The 17,406-nt window shown below is 67.5% G+C and carries 17 protein-coding genes and 1 pseudogene; 6 read left to right on the plus strand and 12 right to left on the minus strand.

Annotated features, from left to right (window positions below; genetic code table 11):
- Positions 1-38: 38 nt before the first annotated feature.
- Positions 39-1,082 carry a hypothetical protein gene (locus VFW69_RS01525; RefSeq protein WP_526497442.1) on the plus strand — a complete coding sequence of 348 codons (1,044 nt, stop codon included), beginning with the start codon at positions 39-41 and terminating at the stop codon, positions 1,080-1,082.
- Between the two features lie 15 nt (positions 1,083-1,097).
- On the opposite strand, the gene VFW69_RS01530 is transcribed toward VFW69_RS01525, so the two are convergent.
- The 5 genes from VFW69_RS01530 to glyA form a co-directional block, all read right to left on the minus strand.
- Positions 1,098-2,540: an adenylate/guanylate cyclase domain-containing protein gene (locus tag VFW69_RS01530; RefSeq protein WP_526497481.1), complete on the minus strand. Its 1,443-nt coding sequence runs from the start codon at positions 2,538-2,540 to the stop codon at positions 1,098-1,100.
- A gap of 153 nt (positions 2,541-2,693) precedes the next feature.
- Positions 2,694-3,569 (minus strand): polysaccharide deacetylase family protein, encoded by an 876-nt coding sequence (locus tag VFW69_RS01535; RefSeq protein WP_526497444.1) that lies wholly within the window; start codon positions 3,567-3,569, stop codon positions 2,694-2,696.
- Positions 3,570-3,626: 57 nt separating this feature from the next.
- Entirely contained in the window at positions 3,627-4,928 is a 1,302-nt protein-coding gene (phoH2, locus tag VFW69_RS01540) for an RNA 5'-3' helicase PhoH2 (protein ID WP_526497446.1), read from the minus strand.
- A 252-nt stretch (positions 4,929-5,180) separates the two neighbouring features.
- The gene (locus tag VFW69_RS01545) at positions 5,181-6,008 is read right to left on the minus strand and encodes an acyl-ACP desaturase (RefSeq protein WP_526497448.1); all 828 of its coding nucleotides are present in this window, start codon (positions 6,006-6,008) and stop codon (positions 5,181-5,183) included.
- Positions 6,009-6,126: 118 nt separating this feature from the next.
- Positions 6,127-7,407, minus strand: a complete 1,281-nt coding sequence (gene glyA / locus VFW69_RS01550) for a serine hydroxymethyltransferase (protein WP_526497483.1) — start codon at positions 7,405-7,407, stop codon at positions 6,127-6,129.
- Positions 7,408-7,523: 116 nt separating this feature from the next.
- Between glyA and coaA the strand changes: the two genes are divergently transcribed.
- Complete coding sequence (coaA, locus tag VFW69_RS01555; protein ID WP_526497450.1) at positions 7,524-8,462, plus strand: type I pantothenate kinase; 939 nt, start codon at positions 7,524-7,526, stop codon at positions 8,460-8,462.
- Between the two features lie 23 nt (positions 8,463-8,485).
- Here coaA and VFW69_RS01560 read toward each other — a convergent pair whose 3' ends face one another.
- The 3 genes from VFW69_RS01560 to VFW69_RS01570 all read right to left on the minus strand — a co-directional run bounded on the left by VFW69_RS01560 (position 8,486) and on the right by VFW69_RS01570 (position 11,367).
- Complete coding sequence (locus VFW69_RS01560) at positions 8,486-8,908, minus strand: hypothetical protein (protein WP_526497452.1); 423 nt, start codon at positions 8,906-8,908, stop codon at positions 8,486-8,488.
- 251 nt (positions 8,909-9,159) lie between these two features.
- On the minus strand, positions 9,160-10,530 hold the full coding sequence (locus tag VFW69_RS01565) for a hypothetical protein (RefSeq protein WP_526497454.1): 1,371 nt from the start codon (positions 10,528-10,530) through the stop codon (positions 9,160-9,162).
- A 48-nt stretch (positions 10,531-10,578) separates the two neighbouring features.
- Positions 10,579-11,367: a (2Z,6E)-farnesyl diphosphate synthase gene (locus VFW69_RS01570; protein WP_526497485.1), complete on the minus strand. Its 789-nt coding sequence runs from the start codon at positions 11,365-11,367 to the stop codon at positions 10,579-10,581.
- Positions 11,368-11,537: 170 nt separating this feature from the next.
- Here VFW69_RS01570 and trhA point away from each other — a divergent pair, with 170 nt between their 5' ends.
- Entirely contained in the window at positions 11,538-12,311 is a 774-nt protein-coding gene (gene trhA / locus VFW69_RS01575) for a PAQR family membrane homeostasis protein TrhA (RefSeq protein WP_526497456.1), read from the plus strand.
- Between the two features lie 19 nt (positions 12,312-12,330).
- Here the strand turns inward: trhA and VFW69_RS01580 are convergent, their stop codons facing one another.
- The 4 genes from VFW69_RS01580 to mca form a co-directional block, all read right to left on the minus strand.
- Positions 12,331-12,714, minus strand: a complete 384-nt coding sequence (locus VFW69_RS01580; RefSeq protein WP_067128652.1) for a nuclear transport factor 2 family protein — start codon at positions 12,712-12,714, stop codon at positions 12,331-12,333.
- Positions 12,715-12,791: 77 nt separating this feature from the next.
- Positions 12,792-14,819, minus strand: a complete 2,028-nt coding sequence (locus tag VFW69_RS01585; RefSeq protein WP_526497459.1) for a thioredoxin domain-containing protein — start codon at positions 14,817-14,819, stop codon at positions 12,792-12,794.
- Complete coding sequence (locus VFW69_RS01590; RefSeq protein ID WP_526497461.1) at positions 14,806-15,111, minus strand: hypothetical protein; 306 nt, start codon at positions 15,109-15,111, stop codon at positions 14,806-14,808. The genes VFW69_RS01585 and VFW69_RS01590 overlap by 14 nt, the downstream gene beginning before the upstream one ends.
- Entirely contained in the window at positions 15,108-15,980 is an 873-nt protein-coding gene (gene mca, locus VFW69_RS01595; protein ID WP_526497463.1) for a mycothiol conjugate amidase Mca, read from the minus strand. The genes VFW69_RS01590 and mca overlap by 4 nt, the downstream gene beginning before the upstream one ends.
- A gap of 113 nt (positions 15,981-16,093) precedes the next feature.
- On the opposite strand from mca, the gene VFW69_RS01600 reads away from it, so the two are divergent.
- The 3 genes and pseudogenes from VFW69_RS01600 to VFW69_RS01610 form a co-directional block, all read left to right on the plus strand.
- The gene (locus VFW69_RS01600) at positions 16,094-16,528 is read left to right on the plus strand and encodes a DUF4307 domain-containing protein (RefSeq protein ID WP_526497465.1); all 435 of its coding nucleotides are present in this window, start codon (positions 16,094-16,096) and stop codon (positions 16,526-16,528) included.
- Between the two features lie 221 nt (positions 16,529-16,749).
- A complete protein-coding gene (gene greA / locus VFW69_RS01605; protein ID WP_526497467.1) occupies positions 16,750-17,244 on the plus strand; it encodes a transcription elongation factor GreA in 495 nt (164 codons plus the stop codon).
- A gap of 63 nt (positions 17,245-17,307) precedes the next feature.
- A pseudogene (locus VFW69_RS01610) lies at positions 17,308-17,406 on the plus strand (GOLPH3/VPS74 family protein); the annotation flags it as partial.

A 17,406-nucleotide genomic window follows, 5' to 3' on the forward strand; every position in this document is an offset into this window, starting at 1 on the left:
GTGGCGGCGGTGGTCGACGAGAGTAAGGGTGGTTATCAATGACGGCTCCTCCCGGCGGTCCCTACGGCCAGGGGCCCTACGGAAGCAATCCGTATGGGCAGGACCCGCATTGGGGTGGCCAGCCGCAGGGCGGCCCTGGCCCCTACCCGCAGGGCGGGCCTGGTCCATACCCGCAGGGCGGGCCTGGCCCCTACCCGCAGGGCGGGCCTGGTCCTTATCCGCAGGGTGGGCCATACGCGTACCCACCGGGTGGCCCGTACCCGTACCCGCCCGGTGGTGCCCCCTACCCGAACCAGCAGTATTCCCAACCCGGACAGCAATTTCCGCCGGGTGGCCCGGGCGGGCCCTACCCCCCGGGGCCCCCGCGGGGTGGTCCCGGCTCGAAGCTGCCGTGGCTGATCGTCGCCGGTCTGGTCGTGCTGGCGGTCATCGCGCTGGTGGCGACGCTGCTGGTAATGCGAGGCGGCCATGACAACAAGCCGGCCACCGCTCCCTCAACAACGAGCACCTCGGTCGCACAGCCGAAAAACTCCGCGCAGAACGCGACCGATTGCACCCCGAACGTGTCCGGCGGCGAGATGCCCCGGACCGACTCGATTGCCGCCGGCAAGCTTTCGTTCCCCGCCAGCGCGGCGCCGGGCGGGTGGACGGTGTTCTCCGACGACCAGGGCCCGAACCTGATCGGCGGGCTGGGTGTCGCCCAGGACGTGCCCGGGGCCAATCAGTGGATGATGACTGCCGAGGTCGGCGTCACCAATTTCGTTGCCAGCATGGACGTTACGGCGCAAGCCACGAAGCTGATGCAATGCATCGTCGGGGGCCCCGGCTACGCGAACGCGCAGCCCACGCTCGGACCGACGAAGTCTTCGTCGATCACCGTCGACGGCGCCAAGGCCGCCCGGATCGACGCCGACGTCACGATCGCCGATCCCAGTCGCAACGTCAAGGGCGACTCCGTCACCATCATCGCCGTCGACACCAAGCCGGTCACCGTCTTCATCGGCAGCACACCCATCGGTGATGCCGCTTCGGCGGACCTCGTCGGCAAAATCATTGCCGCGCTGAAGGTCTCCAAGTCCTGACGCAGGTCGGCCCGGCTAGCCGGCCGGGCCCGTCGGCGCCGAGACGTGGGTGGCCTCGGATCGCCCGCGCAGTACCGTGGAATAGCATTCGGCCCACTGCGCGCGCTCGGCCTCGCCCGCGGCATCGATGGCACCCGCCGAGCACAGGATCCGCCGGTTGGAGGTCTTGGCGAGGTCGGCCAGCCGCGCGGCTTCGTTGACGGCGTCACCGATCACGGTGTATTCGTACCGGTTCTCGGCGCCTACGTTGCCGGCGAACACCCGACCCGCTGAGACGCCGACGCCGAAATCGACCGGCAGCCGCCGCAGTTGGGAGCCGAGTGCCCGGGCGGTCGCCAACGCCGACGATGCTGGCTCACTGGCCGGCAGCGGCACCCCGAAGACGGCCAGTGCCGCATCACCGGCGAATTTGTTGACCAGCCCGTGGTGTTCGTCGACGGCGCGCACGACGATCCGGAAGAAGTCGTTGAGCACCTCCGCGACCTCTTGCGGGGGGCGGCTTTCCGCGAGCCGGGTGGATTCCACCAGGTCGATGAAAAGCACGGCCGCTTCGACCACGTCCCCCGACAGCGATGCCCCCTCGTTGAGGGCCCGCTGTGCGACGTCGGCCCCGACGTGGCGTCCGAATAGGTCACGTAGCCGGTCTCGCTCGGCGAGCCCCGTCACCATTCGGTTGAATCCCGTTTGCAGACGCCCGATCTGGGAACGTTCGTAGGCGCCGACGTACGTTTCCATGCGGCCGTGCTCGACCTCGGCCATCGCGTCGACGACCTCGCCGACCGGATCCGAGATGGACCGCGAGGTCAGAATCATCGCGGGCAATCCCAATACCAGCGCCGCCAGCGACACCACCAGAATCGGCACGTCCAGCGAGGTGGACTTCTCGATCAGCCAGCCGTACGAGCGGAGAACGACCAGCGTCGCAATGACGGCGATGGGGAACGCGCTACACAGAAACCACAGCAGAACCAGCCGGGCATACACGCTCGGCACCGCCAGCCGCGGCTCGGCGCCCAATGTGGCGGCGCGCATGATGGGCCGCAGGGTGCGTTGCGCGATCAGCATCCCGGTGCCGGCGGCGGCCGATCCGCCGAGCAGCACGCCGAGCACAATGGGCAGCAGAAGCTGTACCCCGCCGGTCAGATTCAGCAGGATGAAGAGCCCGCCGGTCACCGCCCAGGACGTCACCAGGATTGCCGACTGACGCCCGGCCAGCTTCATCACGGCTTCGCGTTGTTGTGGGGTGGGTTCGTCACCCGCGACATACCAGCGGACCGTGGGAACCAGGCTGACGGCGCCGGCTACCGCGACGCTGACGATGCCCAGCACGACGAGCAGCAGCACGGGCACCGTGTTCTGCCGGGCGAAGTCGGCGTTGGCGCCGACGGAAGTGTGGCCCCGCAACGGAATGAGGATGGCGGCCGCTTCGACCACGGCCAGAGCGTAGGACAGGCTCAGATCGAACCCGTATTGAAACAACCACCGTCGAAAAGACTTTCGTTGCCCCGTGACGTGCTGCCGCACCGGGCTACGCCACGGTGACGGAAGCCGATGCCGAAGCCAGCCCACGGTGATCATATGAAGGTAGCCGCGTGTGATCCGAAATTTGCGCTAGGCACCGTTGTTCGGTCCTCCGGAGTTCTGCCCGGGGATGTCGGTGATCGGAAAATTCGGCATCGGTTTCGGCGACGGCGTGTTGGGCAGCGTGGGGATGTCGCCGGGTGGGATGTCATGCAGGCCGTTGACGGGTGGGCCGTTCTCCCGGCTGCCGTAACTGCTGCCGGGAGCCCGTGACCCCAGCAGGTCGCTGACCGTCACCAGCCGGTAGCCGTTGGCCTTGAGCACCGGGATGAACTGGTACACCAGGTCGACGGTGCTCGAGTAAGTGTTATGGAACAACACCACCGAGCCCGGCTTGATGTAGGTCATCAACATGTAACGCGTCGCCGCCGTGTTCGAGTCGTTCGCCCAATCGAAAGGGATGACATCCCAGAGGATTTCGGCAAGCCCGAATTGGCCGGCGGTCTGGCGCACCACCGGGTCGGACAGTCCCCCCGCGGGGCGATACAGGTTCGGGGTGCGCCCGGTCGCGCCGGTGATCGCGTCGTTGGCCTTGGAGAACTGGGCGGCGATGTCTTCGCGCGGGATCGTGGTCATGTTGGGGTGTTCCCAGGTGTGGCTGCCGATTTCCATCCCCGCGTCGGCAATGCGCTTGGCGCCGGCCGGGTTGGCGGCCACCTTGTTGCCGATCAGGAAGAACGTGGCCTTGGCGTCGTTCTCCTTCAGGATTTGCAGCAGTCGCTCATCGAACGGCCCGGGCCCGTCGTCGAAGGTCAACGCGACGCACTTGGTCACCGAGCAGCTGAGGTCGTCGGCGCGCGTCACATGACCCGTGAGCCCGCCGATCACCAGTACCGCGACGGCCGCCGCCACACCGACAACCGTGCGCCAGTAGCGCCAGGCTTGGGTGTCGGGTCGTTTCGCCACCGTGGAAGTTTATCGAAGAGGTGCTGACCCGGGGTCGAGCGCGCTGGTCAGGCGCCCTCACTGCGGGCCGGCGATCTCCTCCAGCATCTCGGTGACCAGGGCGGCAATCGGCGATCGCTCGCTGCGCAACAGGGTGATGTGCGCAAACAACGGGTGGCCCTTGAGCTTCTCGATCACCGCCGCGACCCCGTCGTGGCGGCCCACCCGCAAGTTGTCGCGCTGCGCGATGTCGTGCGTCAGCACCACCCGCGATCCGGTACCCAACCTGGACAGCACGGTCAGCAGGACGTTGCGCTCCAGCGACTGCGCCTCGTCGACGATGACGAACGAGTCGTGCAGCGACCGGCCCCGGATGTGGGTCAGCGGCAGCACTTCGAGCATGCCGCGGGACAGCACTTCCTCTAGCACCGCAGGGCTGGCCAGACCCTCGAGGGTGTCGAAGACGGCCTGCGCCCATGGGCCCATCTTTTCGCTCTCGCTGCCGGGCAGATAACCCAGCTCTTGGCCGCCGACGGCGTAGAGCGGGCGGAAGACCACCACCTTGCGTTGAGTGCGCCGCTCCAGCACCGCCTCCAGACCGGCGCACAACGCGAGCGCCGACTTGCCGGTGCCGGCCTTGCCGCCCAGCGACACGATGCCCACCGACTCGTCGAGCAGCAGATCGAGCGCCACCCGCTGTTCGGCGGACCGCCCGCGCAGTCCGAACGCCTCGCGGTCGCCGCGCACCAGCTGAACGCGTTTGTCCGCGTTGACCCGGCCCAGCGCATGAGAGCTGCCGCCGAGCAGCCGGACACCGGTGTGGCACGGCAGGTCTCGCGCTTCCACCAGATCGATCTCGCCATCGGTGAACAAGGCGTCGATGTCCTCGGTGGCGGTCTCGATCTCACGCATCCCCGACCATCCGGAGGCGACGACGTCCTGCGCGTGGTATTCGTCGGCGGCCAGCCCCACCGCGGCGGCCTTGACCCTAAGCGGAATGTCCTTGCTGACCAACGTAACTCGCTTGCCCTCGGCCGCGAGGTTGGCGGCGCAGCTCAGGATCCGGGAGTCGTTGCTGTCGCTGCGGAAGCCGGCCGGCAACACCGAGGGGTCCGTGTGGTTGAGCTCGACATGCAGCGAACCGCCCTGCGTCCCAACGGGAATCGGCTGATCCAGCCGTCCGTGCGCAAGCCGAAGGTCGTCGAACAGCCGCAACGACTGGCGGGCGAACCATCCCAGCTCGTGGTGGTGGCGTTTGGCCTCCAGCTCGCTGATCACCACCAACGGAACAACCACCTCGTGTTCGGCGAACCGGCTACAGGCCCAGGGGTCGGACAGCAGCACGGAAGTGTCGATCACGTAGGTCCGGATATCGGTCACGTAGCGCTCCTCGAGCGGGATGAGCCCGCGCGGACCCGCACAGGCATGTCGACGGGAACCGCAGCACCAGGACCGGGGCCGGTCCCTCCGTTGTGGTGACGGGAGGTGCCGCCCTGGCAGCAGAGCATGACGCTGACCATCGAGAACGACGCTACTCCCGTGGCCGCGTGCCCGCTGTGCAGGCGCGCCGACGTGGAGAGCCGCGACCACCTTCAATGGGTGGCCGATGTCGAGAGATGCGCGCGGGCCGGCTTAGCCGACGACGAATTGCCGCAATTGGGGCTCGACCGCGAGCCCCCATGCGGTGATCCGGTCGGAGATCGCCTGACGCAGTTGCTCCGGGCCGAAAACGCCTGCCTTCTCGACGTTCTGCACCTTGTCCCGGTACGCGTCGATGTCTGCGCCGGGCACCTGCAGGTCGGCCGCCCGCGCGGCGATCGCCGCGATCGTCTCGTCGCGGGTGTACTCGATGCAGTGCGCGACGAGGTTCGAGAAGAAGACTTCGTGGCGCCGCTCGTCGCGGGCGATCCGGTCGACGAGGCCGGACAGGATGGGCTCCTCGAGCTGCGCGGCCAGGTTTTCGCCGAACACCGCGTGGGTGCGTTCGACGAGCGCCATGTGCACCAGGGTCTCCACCTGCGAGTAGGTGTCGGCGCGGTAGCCCTTCATCACGTACTGGACGCGGGCCTCTTCGTTGGCGGTCGGGTCGACCTCGCGGGTCACCACCAGATACTCACGCAACGCGATCGCGTGCAGGTGCTCCTCGGCGGTCCACCTGCCCAGCCAGCGGCCCCAGTACTCCTCCAGGATGAAGTGCTCGACCAGCTCGCGGTGGTGCGCGGCGAGGTTGTCTTTGAGCAGCAGCAAGATCTCGCAGGCGTCGGTCAACGGCCTCGGCAGCGTCATCGACGACGGGTCCCAGTCGCGTCCACCCAGGAAGGCGAAGTTCTCGCCCCGTTCGAACGGCACGTAGTCGTGCGCGAACCAGATTTCTTCGGTGGACAGGTGGCGGTCGATGTTCGCTTCGACGACCGGCTCGAGTTCCAGGGTCAGCGCGTTAGCGACAGGTCTCTGTGCCATGAGATAACTGTAACCCGCGTACACAGGTTCATGAAATCGACCGGGCCGTGTCGCGTCGACTGATGACTTTGGTCCTCAGACACGTTTCGCCGCGCCGACCGGCCGCACCGACGCCGAGTCAGCGGCCGACCAGCGCCCAGTCTTCGAGGCCGTCGTACAGCGGAAACTCCTGCGCCAGCCGCGTCACACGCTGCCGCAGGCCCGCCACGTCGGCCGAGCTGCCGGCCGCCAAGGCGGTGGCGATGACGTCGGCAACCTCACTGAACTCGGCGTCGCCGAAGCCGCGGGTGGCCAGAGCGGGCGTCCCTATTCGCAGCCCCGACGTGACCATCGGCGGGCGCGGGTCGTTGGGCACGGCGTTACGGTTGACGGTGATGCCGACCTCGTGCAGCAGATCCTCGGCGGCCTGACCGTCGAGCGGGGAGTTGCGCAGGTCCACCAACACCAGGTGCACGTCGGTGCCGCCGCTGACCACCGACACGCCGGCCTTCGCGACATCGGCGGCCAACAGCCGCTCGGCGAGGATGCGCGCGCCGGAGAGCGTGCGCTGCTGCCGCTCGACGAATTCGGGGGTGCTCGCGATCTTCAGCGCGACGGCCTTGCCGGCGATGACGTGCATGAGGGGGCCGCCCTGCTGGCCCGGGAACACCGCCGAGTTGACGGCCTTGGCGTACTCCTGCTTGCCCAGGATCATGCCCGAGCGGCCGCCGCCGAGCGTCTTGTGAATGGTGGTCGAGACGATGTCGGCGTGCGGCACCGGAGACGGGTGCAGTCCGGCCGCGACGAGGCCGGCGAAGTGCGCCATGTCCACCCAGAGCTTGGCGTCGACCTCGTCGGCGATCGAGGCGAACGCCGCGAAGTCGAGGATCCGCGGGTAGGCCGACCAGCCGGCGATGATCACCTTCGGCCGGAATTCCAGCGCGTGGGCGCGCACCGCGTCCATGTCGACCAGATGCGTCGTCGGGTCGACGCCATAGAAACCGTTCTCGTAGAGCTTGCCGGAGAAGTTCAGCTTCATACCGTGTGTCAGGTGACCCCCGTTGGCCAGGTCCAGACCGAGCAACCGCTCCCCCGGCGACATCAGCGCGTGCAGCACGGCGGCGTTGGCTTGCGCACCCGAATGCGGCTGCACGTTGGCGAAGTCGGCGCCGAAGAGCGCCTTGGCCCGGTCACGGGCGATGTTCTCCACGACGTCGACGAACTCGCAGCCGCCGTAGTAGCGCCGCCCGGGCAACCCCTCGGCGTACTTGTTGGTCAGCACGCTGCCCTGCGCCTGCAGCACCGCGCGCGGCACGAAGTTCTCCGAAGCGATCATCTCGAGGGTGTCGCGTTGCCGGCCGAGCTCTTTGCCGAGCAGCTCGGCGATATCCGGGTCGACCTCGGCCAGCGGGGCGGACATCACAGACGTCGAGGGGCGGGCATCAGGTGCAGCAGTCACGGCCGCCAGTCTATCCAGCGCTGACTTTTCGCCAGCCCAGCCGTGGGGCATTTCGGCGCTCCTGTAACACTTGCACTATGCCGCGGCTTAGCGAGCCGAGCCCTTATGTGGAGTTCGACCGAAAGCAATGGCGTGCGCTTCGTATGTCGACGCCGCTGGCCCTCACCGAGGAAGAGCTCGTCGGCCTGCGTGGCTTGGGTGAACAAATCGACTTGCTCGAAGTCGAAGAGGTCTACCTGCCACTGGCCCGGCTCATTCACCTGCAGGTCGCCGCGCGGCAGCGACTGTTTGCCGCCACCGCCGAATTCCTTGGCGAACCTCAGCAAAACCCGGACCGGCCGGTGCCGTTCATCATCGGGGTGGCCGGCAGCGTGGCGGTCGGCAAGTCGACGACCGCCCGTGTGCTGCAGGCGCTCTTGGCGCGCTGGGACCATCACCCACGGGTGGATCTGGTCACCACCGACGGCTTCCTGTACCCGAATGCCGAGCTGGACCGGCGGAACCTGATGCACCGCAAAGGGTTTCCGGAAAGCTACAACCGTCGGGCGTTGATGCGCTTCGTGACGTCGGTCAAATCCGGTTCGGACTACGCCTGCGCGCCGGTCTATTCGCACCTCAAATACGACATCATCCCCGGGGCCAAGCACGTGGTCCGCCACCCCGACATCCTGATCCTGGAGGGCCTCAACGTTCTGCAGACCGGTCCGACCCTGATGGTGTCGGACCTGTTCGACTTCGGGGTCTACGTCGACGCCCGAATCGAGGACATCGAGCAGTGGTACGTATCGCGATTCTTGGCCATGCGCAGCACCGCGTTCGCGGATCCCGAATCGCATTTTCACCACTACTCGGCGTTGAACGACACGAAGGCGGTCGCCGCCGCTCGCGAGATCTGGCGCTCGATCAACCGCCCCAACCTGGTCGAGAACATCCTTCCGACCCGGCCGCGCGCCACGCTGGTGCTGCGCAAAGATGCCGATCACGCCATCAACCGGCTGCGGCTGCGCAAGCTTTAACGCCGCGCCCACCGCAGGGCAGATCACGCCTCGAGGCGACGCAGTCCCAGGTATTGCAGCCCAGCGAACGCCGCGGTGTACGCAGCGCTGGCCAGCGTCAACGCCACGCCGGTGACGGTCAGCGGCAGCGCTTCCGCGGCCACGATCGATGCCAGCGTGAATGCGACGTTGACCACCACGACGCTGATACCGACACGGCGCAGTTCCGGCAGCGCCCCGAGGCTGAACACCAGCAGGCCGGCGAGCACGAAAACGACGCCGACGCCGTATTCCTGGAAGGACGTCAGGCCGGTCAGCGACGAAATCGGGTCGGCGAGAAAGGCGATGGCCAAACCGAACATCCCCGTCAGGGTCGCGTCGGCCCGCACGGCAAAACGCAACAGCGAGTCCGTCGAGTCGTAGAGGGGCCGGGTTGGGATGGTTGATACGCCGGTAATAGAGCTCATGTGCTTACTCCTCGCGATGGCGGGTTGGGTCGATCAGCTTTGAGGGTGCCGCCAGTGCACTGCCATATCGACTCGTGGCGCTGCCAACTACTGCCACGGATACAACGACGAGGTGGTTCACCCGACTATTCCCATCAGCGGGTAAATATTTGACACGCGCCAGCCCGATGAGCCTCATCGGCCCCACAAGTCCCAGGCGCACGGGAACAGCACTGTGCCGTCCGGCGACCGCGGTGACTGAAGTACCCGTGCTAGTCGCTGGGAACCGGGACCCGGCCACGAAGATCGGCGGCGATCAGCCGGGCCGCGGCGTTTTGCCAATTGTGCAGCGAACGCTGCGGCACCTCGGTGACGAACCAGTGCCAGGCCTGGCGCGCGGTCGGATCCAGGCCCGAGGCGGTGGCGTTCTGCGCGTAGGCGCGCACCCCCACAACGTAGGGGAAATACAGCGAGTTGTAGTACCGCCACTGCTCGGTGGTCCCGAAGTCGCCGCCGTCGCGCGGTTTGAGCCGCGCTATGCCGTCGGCCAGCACGGCCTTGAGTTCGTTGGCCCGCTCGATCGGATGGTCGGGGGCTCCCCGGGCGGCCAGCCGCTCGTCGATCACCGGTAACGCGGTCAGCGGGCTGGCGACCAGCTTGGTCAGGTCGCCGTAGTGGCCCAGCGCCCGCCGGGTGAGCCTGGCGAAGGTGACGTCGTCGACGTCGGCGAGCGGGTGCTCCTGCCGCAGCGGCAGGGCGGCACCGGTATGCCGCAGCGTGGCCCGATCCGCCCGCAGCGCAGGCGATTTCGAGAATGCCAGCCGGTCGAGCACCCCAGCCAGCGGATCCGCGAGCACCTGCACGGTGATCGCGATCGCCAGGCTGGTGAACAGCAGCACGGTCAGCGCGGTCTGCGCGCCGGAATCGTCGCGGGTCACCGCCAACCCGATCAGAGCCTGGCCGCCGAACAGCACGGCAACCGTCACCGAACCGGCGAACGAACGGAGCATGTCAGCGCGCAGCGCGTGGCCCTCATCGAACGCGTCCCATAGCGCGACGGCGACTCCGAGCCCCAGGACGTCGCAACTCGTCGACGCCAACGCAACCCAGCTGGGCACCAGGCCCAGCGGAATGATCAGGATCGCATTGCTCAGCGCGAAGAACAGGGTGGCGGTAATGGCGAGTCCCACCGCAGGCCTCGGGCGCCGCGGGCGGCGCAACGCGACGACCATCGCGCCGAGGGTCGACACCGAGATCACCGCGAACATCAACCAGTGACCCGGCCGCAGCGGCCCGTCGACGCTGCCGGCCAACGCCGCCCCGAACAGGGTCAGCGCGGCAACCCCGGCCACGAGCAACAACTCGCGGGTGCGCGCCCGCGCGCCGTCACTGGGCCGGGACAGCTCGACGAGCACCGCGAACCACGCCAGGCCGGGGATGGTCGCCAGGTAGATCTCGGCTCTGCTCAACACCTGGGCGTACGCGGCACTGGCGGTCCGAACCGCATCCAGCCCCACCACGAGCGCGAATCCACACAGTCCGATCGCCGCCAGTGCGAGGACGGGTTTGCGCGGATCGCGGGCCGCCAGATAGAGACCCAGCCAGGCGCTCAGCGTGAACACCATCGCCGACAGCGCAGCCATGCACTCAGTGTGGCACGCAGGCAAGCGGGCCCTTAAGACCTCCGGTGATTACTTGCCGTGCCGGCGATCCCGCCGGCTGTAGTCGCGCAGCGCGCGCAAGAAGTCGACGCGGCGGAAAGCGGGCCAATGCGTTTCGCAGAACCACATCTCCGAATACGCGCTCTGCCACAGCAGGAATCCGGACAGCCGTTGCTCGCCCGAGGTGCGGATCACCAGGTCGGGGTCGGGTTGCCCAGACGTGTAGAGGTTCTCGGAGATGGCGTCGACGGTCACCGCATCGACGAGTTCTTCGGCGGTGGCGCCGTTGGCGAGTTCTTTGTTGAGCAAGGCACGCACCGCGCCGACGATCTCCTGCCGGCCGCCGTAGCCGACCGCCACGTTGACGTGAAAGGACGCGACGCTGGGCGTGGACTCGACGGCACCGCGCAACCGGCTGGCCGGCTCGTCGCCGAGCAGTTCCAAATCCCCGACCGTGCGCACGCTCCAGCGGTTGGCCGGTGCGCAGATCTCCTCGACGACGTCGGTGATGATTTCGATCAGCCCGGCCAACTCGTCGGGATCGCGTTGCAGATTTTCCGTGGACAGCAGGTAGACCGTCGTCATTTCGACGCCGGCTTCCTGACACCAGCGCAGCATCTCGGCGATCTTGGACGCGCCCATCCGATAGCCGTAGCTGACGTCCTCGTATCCCGCGTCGCGGGCCCACCGTCGGTTCCCGTCGCACAGCACGGCGATATGCCGCGGCAGCTGGGACTTCGAGGCGGCCAGGCCCTGCCGTAGCCGCAGCTCGTAGACGCGATACAGCGGCTCTTTGAGACGCGGCGGGATAATTTCCACGAGCATTTACCCTACTGCCAGCGGTGATCTATTCACCCGTTCTCATTTCGGACCGGTCGTTTGAGAAGTCGAGACTGTGCCGTAACCATCCCTCGCTACTGTGGATCCTGAGCAGCCTTCAACGACCTTCCCACTGGTATCCAAAGTTGCGAGAACAAGACACCGGAGACATGAGCAGCCAGACCAGCACCGTCCCCAACCCGGAGCCCGAACCCGAGTCGATCGTTCCGGGCAACACCGTCGAGCAGCTCGTCGAGGGTGCCGCCCAGTTCTTGGGCAAGCCCCGGATGCGCGGCTGGATCCACTTCGTCTCGGCGTGGCTGGCCATCATCACCGGCGCCACGCTGGTGTCGGTGTCGTGGGCGGTCTCCTCGCCCCGCGCCGGCCACTCGACGCTGGTCTACGCCGCGGCGACGGTGGCAATGTTCGCGGTCAGCGCCACCTATCACCGGGTGCAATGGAAGTCAGACGTCACGCGCAGCCGGATGAAGCGACTCGACCATTCGATGATCTTCGTCTTCATCGCCGGTAGCTACACCCCGTTCGCGCGGCTGGCCATGCCGCAGAACACCGGGGTGCTGGTGCAGTGCATCGTGTGGGGCGGCGCGGCCGCCGGCATCGCGTTGAAGATGTGCTGGCCAACGGCGCCGCGCTGGCTCGGCGTGCCGCTCTATCTGCTCCTGGGGTGGGTGGCCGTCTGGTTCGCCCCCACGATCGTGCACCAGGCCGGCGTGGCCGCGATGGTGCTGCTGGCGGTGGGCGGCGTGTTCTACAGCGTGGGCGGCATCTTCTACGGGCTGCGCTGGCCCGACCCGTGGCCGAAGACGTTCGGCTATCACGAGTTCTTCCACGCCTTCACCGCGATCGCGGCGATTTTGCACTACATCGCCATGTGGTTCGCCGTCTTCTACACGGGCGACCACGCCTGGCTGGCGGGCGGCTAGGGCTGCCTCGTCACTCCGATTAGGCCGGGGTGACGTCGTCCTCCGGCGACCAGTAAGCCTTCATCGAGGCGATCTTGCCCCGGCTGTCGAAGACCATCACGTCGATCGGCTCGATCACCATGCGGTGCTCGCCCGCGGTCACGGTCAGCCGGAATTGAAAGGCCGCCTCGTTGCCGGCAACGCGCAGCGTGACCAGTTCGCATTCGCGCTGCACTTCGTTGACCGCGGAGTAGAAGCCGTGGATCGCCTGCCGGCCGATGTGCACCTCGCCGCCGACCGGATCTTCGACGGTGGCGTCGTCGGCGTACAACTCGACCAGGTCATCGGCGCTGCCCTTGGCGACCAATTCGATGTAGCGGTTGACCGTGTTTCTGATCGCTTCGGTCCTGGCGGCATTCGGCATGGGACGCAGGGTAACCCCGCGCTAGTGGTGATCGCCAGCGCGGCGCAGCCGGGCGCAGCGGGTCGCCACCATCGGCTTCAGTGACCTGCGACACCCAGGGCGGCGGCCAGTTCGGTTGCGCCGGTCACCGGCAGGTCGCAGACCTGGCCGCGGCAGACATAAGCGGCGTCGGCGCCTCCCACCCGTGGCCGGCCGGCCAGCAGCGCCGACGAATCCACCTCCCCGCCCACGACGATGGCCCCGCCCGGCGCCAGCCGGCGCGCGTCGGCCAGCAGCGTCGAGGCCGACGGGTCGCAGGCAACCGCGATCTGCAGCGGTCCGCGCACCGCCGCTTCCGCGACGGCCAGCCAGTGCCCGGCCGACCGCGGCGCGCGTTCCAGCAGCACCGAGTGCGCGCCGAGCGATTCGGTGACCGCGCGCAGATACCGCTCGGCACGGTCACCGTCGACCAGGTGCGCGGCGGTCAGCAGCGCCTCGGTGATCGACGACGCACCCGACGGAGTCGCGCCGTCCAGCGGGTCGGCGGGCCGGAGCACCAATTGCTCGGCATCGTCGGCGGTGTCGAACCAGCGGCCGGGTTGCGCCCGATCGGCGAAGTGCGCCAACGCGGTGTCCAGCAGATCGGTTGCCGAAGTCAGCCAGATCGCCTCGGCGGTCAGCTGATACAGCGCAAGAAGCCCGGTCGCCAGCATCGCGTGGTCCTCAAGGATGGCAACGCTGTCGCCGACCACGCCGCCCAGGCTGGCGCGTCGCAACCGGCCGTCGACCACATGCAGATCCAGCAACGCCCGCGCGCAGCGCCGCGCGGCTTCGGCGAGTTCGGGCTCGTCGAGGGCCACGCTGGCCTCGGCCAACGCGGTGATCGCCAGGCCATTCCACGACGTGACGACCTTATCGTCACGCCCGGGCTGGATTCGAGTGAGGCGTGCCGCCAGCAGCGCGGCCCGCACGCGTTCCAACCGCTGCGGATCGTCGGCATCGGCGGATAGCTGTAGCACCGAGGTGCCGTGCTCGAACGTGCCGTTCTGGGTAACCGCGAAAATGCTTGCCGCCCAAGGGCCGTCGTCGGGGCCGAGCACTTCGTTCAGCTGCGCCGGCGTCCAGACATAGGTCGAACCCTCGCGGCCGTCGGCGTCGGCGTCCAGCGACGAGGTGAACATGGCACCGTCGGCCAGATCGTCGAGCAGAAACCGGGCGGTCTGGGCGCTGATCCGGCGCGCCAGCGGGTCACCGGTGCGCCGCGCCCATTGCGCGTACGCGCGCAGGAGCAGCGCGTTGTCGTAGAGCATCTTCTCGAAATGCGGTACCACCCAAGCGTTGTCGACGCTGTACCGGGCGAAGCCGCCGCCGAGTTGGTCGTAGATGCCACCGCGCGCCATCGCGTTGCCGGTGTGCGATACCGCCGCAAGCGCCGCCGGTGAGCCGGTGCGCTCGAAGTGACGCAACAGCGCCTCGAGCAACGCTGACGGCGGGAATTTGGGCGCGCCGCCGAACCCGCCGTGCACCGCGTCGCGCTCCTGCAGCAGCGTGGCGACGGCGTGGTCGCACAAGTCCGGCGCCACCGACGGGCCGCCGTAGCCCGGCAGTCCCGGAAGAGCCGAAGCCATCTTGCGTAGCTCGCCGGCGATATGGTCGGAGGCCTCCTCCACCTCGCCGCGGCGCTCCCGCCAGGTAGCGGATACAGCCGAGAGGAGTTGCAGGAAGCCTTCTTTCGGATAGTAGGTCCCACAGAAGAAGGGGCGGGCGTCCGGCGTGAGGAAACACGTCATCGGCCAGCCGCCATGCCCGGTGAGGGCGACCGTGGCGTTCATGTACACCGCGTCGATGTCCGGGCGTTCCTCACGGTCGACCTTGATGCAGACGAATCCCGCGTTCATCGCGGCGGCTACTTCGTCGTCTTCAAATGATTCGTGGGCCATGACGTGGCACCAATGGCAGGCGGCGTAGCCGACCGACAGCAGGATGGGCACGTCGCGCGCGGCGGCGCCGGCCAGCGCCTCGGGGGTCCACTGCTGCCAATGCACCGGATTGTCGGCGTGCTGGCGCAGATACGGGCTGGTCGCCAGCCCAAGGGTATTCGTCGAAGCGGGGTCAGCCGGGCTCATCGCCGGGCCCCGGCGCTCGCGGCGAGCCGTTCGCCTCATCCCGGGCGCTGCCACCATCGACCGCGTCGGTGCCCTCGTCGGCGGCCTGGTCCGGTTCGGGGTGCTTGGGATCAAACGTTTCCGGCACCTTCTTCAACTGCCGGTTCATCGAACGCAGCAGAAACAGCGTGCTGATCAACAGCAATACGACGATCAGCAGCCCGATCGGGCTGGCCTTGCCGAAATCGGGGCCGGTGTGGTGCGGCGGGCCGTCGGCTTGCCAGCCGGCGGCGGCGAGATACAGGTGATTCACAAGTCGCCCTCGATTCCGGCGAACAGGTCGTCCTCGGGCAGCCGAGCCGGAACCCGCGAACGCGCCAACTCGAATTCCTCAGTGGGCCAAAGCCGTTGCTGCCATTCGATGGGAGCGGCAAAGAAGTCGTGGTCGGGGTCGATCTGCGTGGTGTGCGCCCGCAGCGCGTCGTCGCGCTGGCTGAAGTACGCCGAGCACTCGACGCGTGTGGTCACCCGGGATTCGAACGGATCGTGCTTGGCGTCCCAATGTTCGAGCCACTTCTTGAACGGGGGTTCTTGACCGTGCTTGATGGCTTCGTCGTGCAGCAACTGCATCCGGGCACGCAGGAAGCCGTGGTTGTAGTACAGCTTGGATACCGTCCACGGCTCGCCGGCGTCGCCGAACCGGCGATAATCACCGGCCGCCTCGAACGCGCCGACCGAAACCTGATGGCAGCGAATGTGATCGGGATGGGGATAGCCGCCGTTTTCGTCGTACGTGGTCATGACGTGCGGGCGGAACTCGCGGACCACGCGGACCAGCGCCTCGACCGACTCTTCCAGCGGCACCAGCGCGAAACAGCCCTCGGGCAACGGCGGTAGCGGGTCACCCTGGGGTAATCCGGAGTCGACGAACCCCAGCCAGGTGTGCTCGACGCCGAGTATCTCGGCGGCCTTGGCCATCTCGTCACGGCGGATTTCGGCGATGTGTCCGTGCACCTCGGGCAGGTCCATCGCCGGGTTGAGGATGTCGCCGCGCTCACCACCGGTCAACGTCACCACCAGCACTCGATGGCCTTCGTCCGCGTAGCGGGCCAGCGTGGCCGCGCCCTTGCTGGACTCGTCGTCGGGGTGGGCGTGCACCGCCATTAACCGCAATTCGCTCACGTGCCCCCTTGTCTCACCTGGTGGTCGCCCGGTCTGACCCTATAATTCCAGTTTCGAGTTCGTTGCATGCTGTCGGCCGGTGCCGAGCAGCCGACAATCAGGCATAACCAGGCATGACCGAAACCCCGATTGAGCGTCGGGAGGCCCGCTACGGGCGCTCCCGGCTGTCGCGTATCCCCCGGCGGTGGTTGATCGTCACGTTGGGCGCGCTGGTAATCGTGGCCGGGCTCGTCGTTGCCCTCATCGGCTATCACCGATTCGGCACCAGCGATGTCAAGGGGACGATGGCCGGCTATCGGGTGATCGACGACCACACGGCCTCGATAACGATCAGCGTGACGCGATCGGATCCGTCGCGGCCGGTGGACTGCATCGTGCGGGTCCGCTCGCAGGACGGCAGCGAGACGGGCCGGCGAGAGCTGCTGGTTCCGCCGTCGGACGCCGCCACCGTGCAGGTGACCACGACGGTGAAATCCTCCGAACCGCCGGTGGTGGCCGACATCTATGGCTGCGGCACCGATGTGCCCGCCTACCTGCGCCCGGCGTGACCTCCTAATCCGCGACGAACTGCGAATATGGGGTCATCAACTGTTTGCGCGGTGGTAACATGGATGAATACACGGTTCCGGTTGGGACCGTGTTGCTGCATTAGCGGCCGTGAGCAAACGGAGCGGCAGCACACGGGGCGGGACCCGCACATGTCGGGAGCGGCGGAGCTAACAGGACTCAAACGCGAACTCGCGGAACAACATACGAGGAGCACGACGAGATGACGGACACTTCCGTGACCTGGCTTACCCAGGAGTCACACGACCGACTCAAGGCCGAGCTCGATCACTTGATTGCGAATCGTCCGGTCATCGCCGCGGAGATCAACGACCGCCGCGAGGAAGGCGACCTGCGCGAGAACGGTGGCTACCACGCCGCCCGCGAAGAGCAGGGTCAGCAGGAGGCGCGCATCCGTCAGTTGCAAGACCTGCTCAACAACGCGAAGGTCGGCGAGGCGCCCAAGCAGTCCGGCGTCGCGCTGCCGGGCTCGGTGGTGAAGGTCTGCTACAACGGCGACGAGTCCGACACGGAGACCTTCCTGATCGCCACCCGCCAGGAGGGCGTCAGCGACGGCAAGCTCGAGGTGTACTCGCCGAAGTCCCCGCTGGGCGAGGCCCTGATCGATGCCAAGGTGGGCGACACCCGCACTTACACCGTGCCCAACGGCAACACCGTCAAGGTCACGCTGGTCAGCGCGGAGCCCTACCACTCCTAAGTCGCGGCTGCGCCGCGGACTCCTAATTCGCGGCCCCGCCGCGGGGCGGTTTACAGTCCGCCTATGGCGCAGATCGCCGAGGACTTGTTTCTGCTGCTGCTGGACAACGCGTCCGCTCAGCCCAGCCTCGATCGTGTCCGCCGCGAGCGGGTGTTGTCCGCC

The sequence above is a fragment of the Mycobacterium sp. genome, from assembly GCF_036273375.1.
Classification (GTDB): Bacteria; Actinomycetota; Actinomycetes; order Mycobacteriales; family Mycobacteriaceae; genus Mycobacterium.

Coding starts and splice junctions, on each gene's coding strand:
- VFW69_RS01585 (WP_526497459.1), bottom strand. CDS start 14,819: ATGAGCCCGGCTGACCCCGCTTCGACGAATACCCTTGGGCTGGCGACC.
- VFW69_RS01525 (WP_526497442.1), top strand. CDS start 39: ATGACGGCTCCTCCCGGCGGTCCCTACGGCCAGGGGCCCTACGGAAGC.
- VFW69_RS01545 (WP_526497448.1), bottom strand. CDS start 6,008: ATGGCACAGAGACCTGTCGCTAACGCGCTGACCCTGGAACTCGAGCCG.
- trhA (WP_526497456.1), top strand. CDS start 11,538: ATGAGCAGCCAGACCAGCACCGTCCCCAACCCGGAGCCCGAACCCGAG.
- coaA (WP_526497450.1), top strand. CDS start 7,524: ATGCCGCGGCTTAGCGAGCCGAGCCCTTATGTGGAGTTCGACCGAAAG.
- VFW69_RS01565 (WP_526497454.1), bottom strand. CDS start 10,530: ATGGCTGCGCTGTCGGCGATGGTGTTCACGCTGAGCGCCTGGCTGGGT.
- greA (WP_526497467.1), top strand. CDS start 16,750: ATGACGGACACTTCCGTGACCTGGCTTACCCAGGAGTCACACGACCGA.
- glyA (WP_526497483.1), bottom strand. CDS start 7,407: ATGTCCGCCCCGCTGGCCGAGGTCGACCCGGATATCGCCGAGCTGCTC.
- VFW69_RS01560 (WP_526497452.1), bottom strand. CDS start 8,908: ATGAGCTCTATTACCGGCGTATCAACCATCCCAACCCGGCCCCTCTAC.
- VFW69_RS01580 (WP_067128652.1), bottom strand. CDS start 12,714: ATGCCGAATGCCGCCAGGACCGAAGCGATCAGAAACACGGTCAACCGC.
- VFW69_RS01600 (WP_526497465.1), top strand. CDS start 16,094: ATGACCGAAACCCCGATTGAGCGTCGGGAGGCCCGCTACGGGCGCTCC.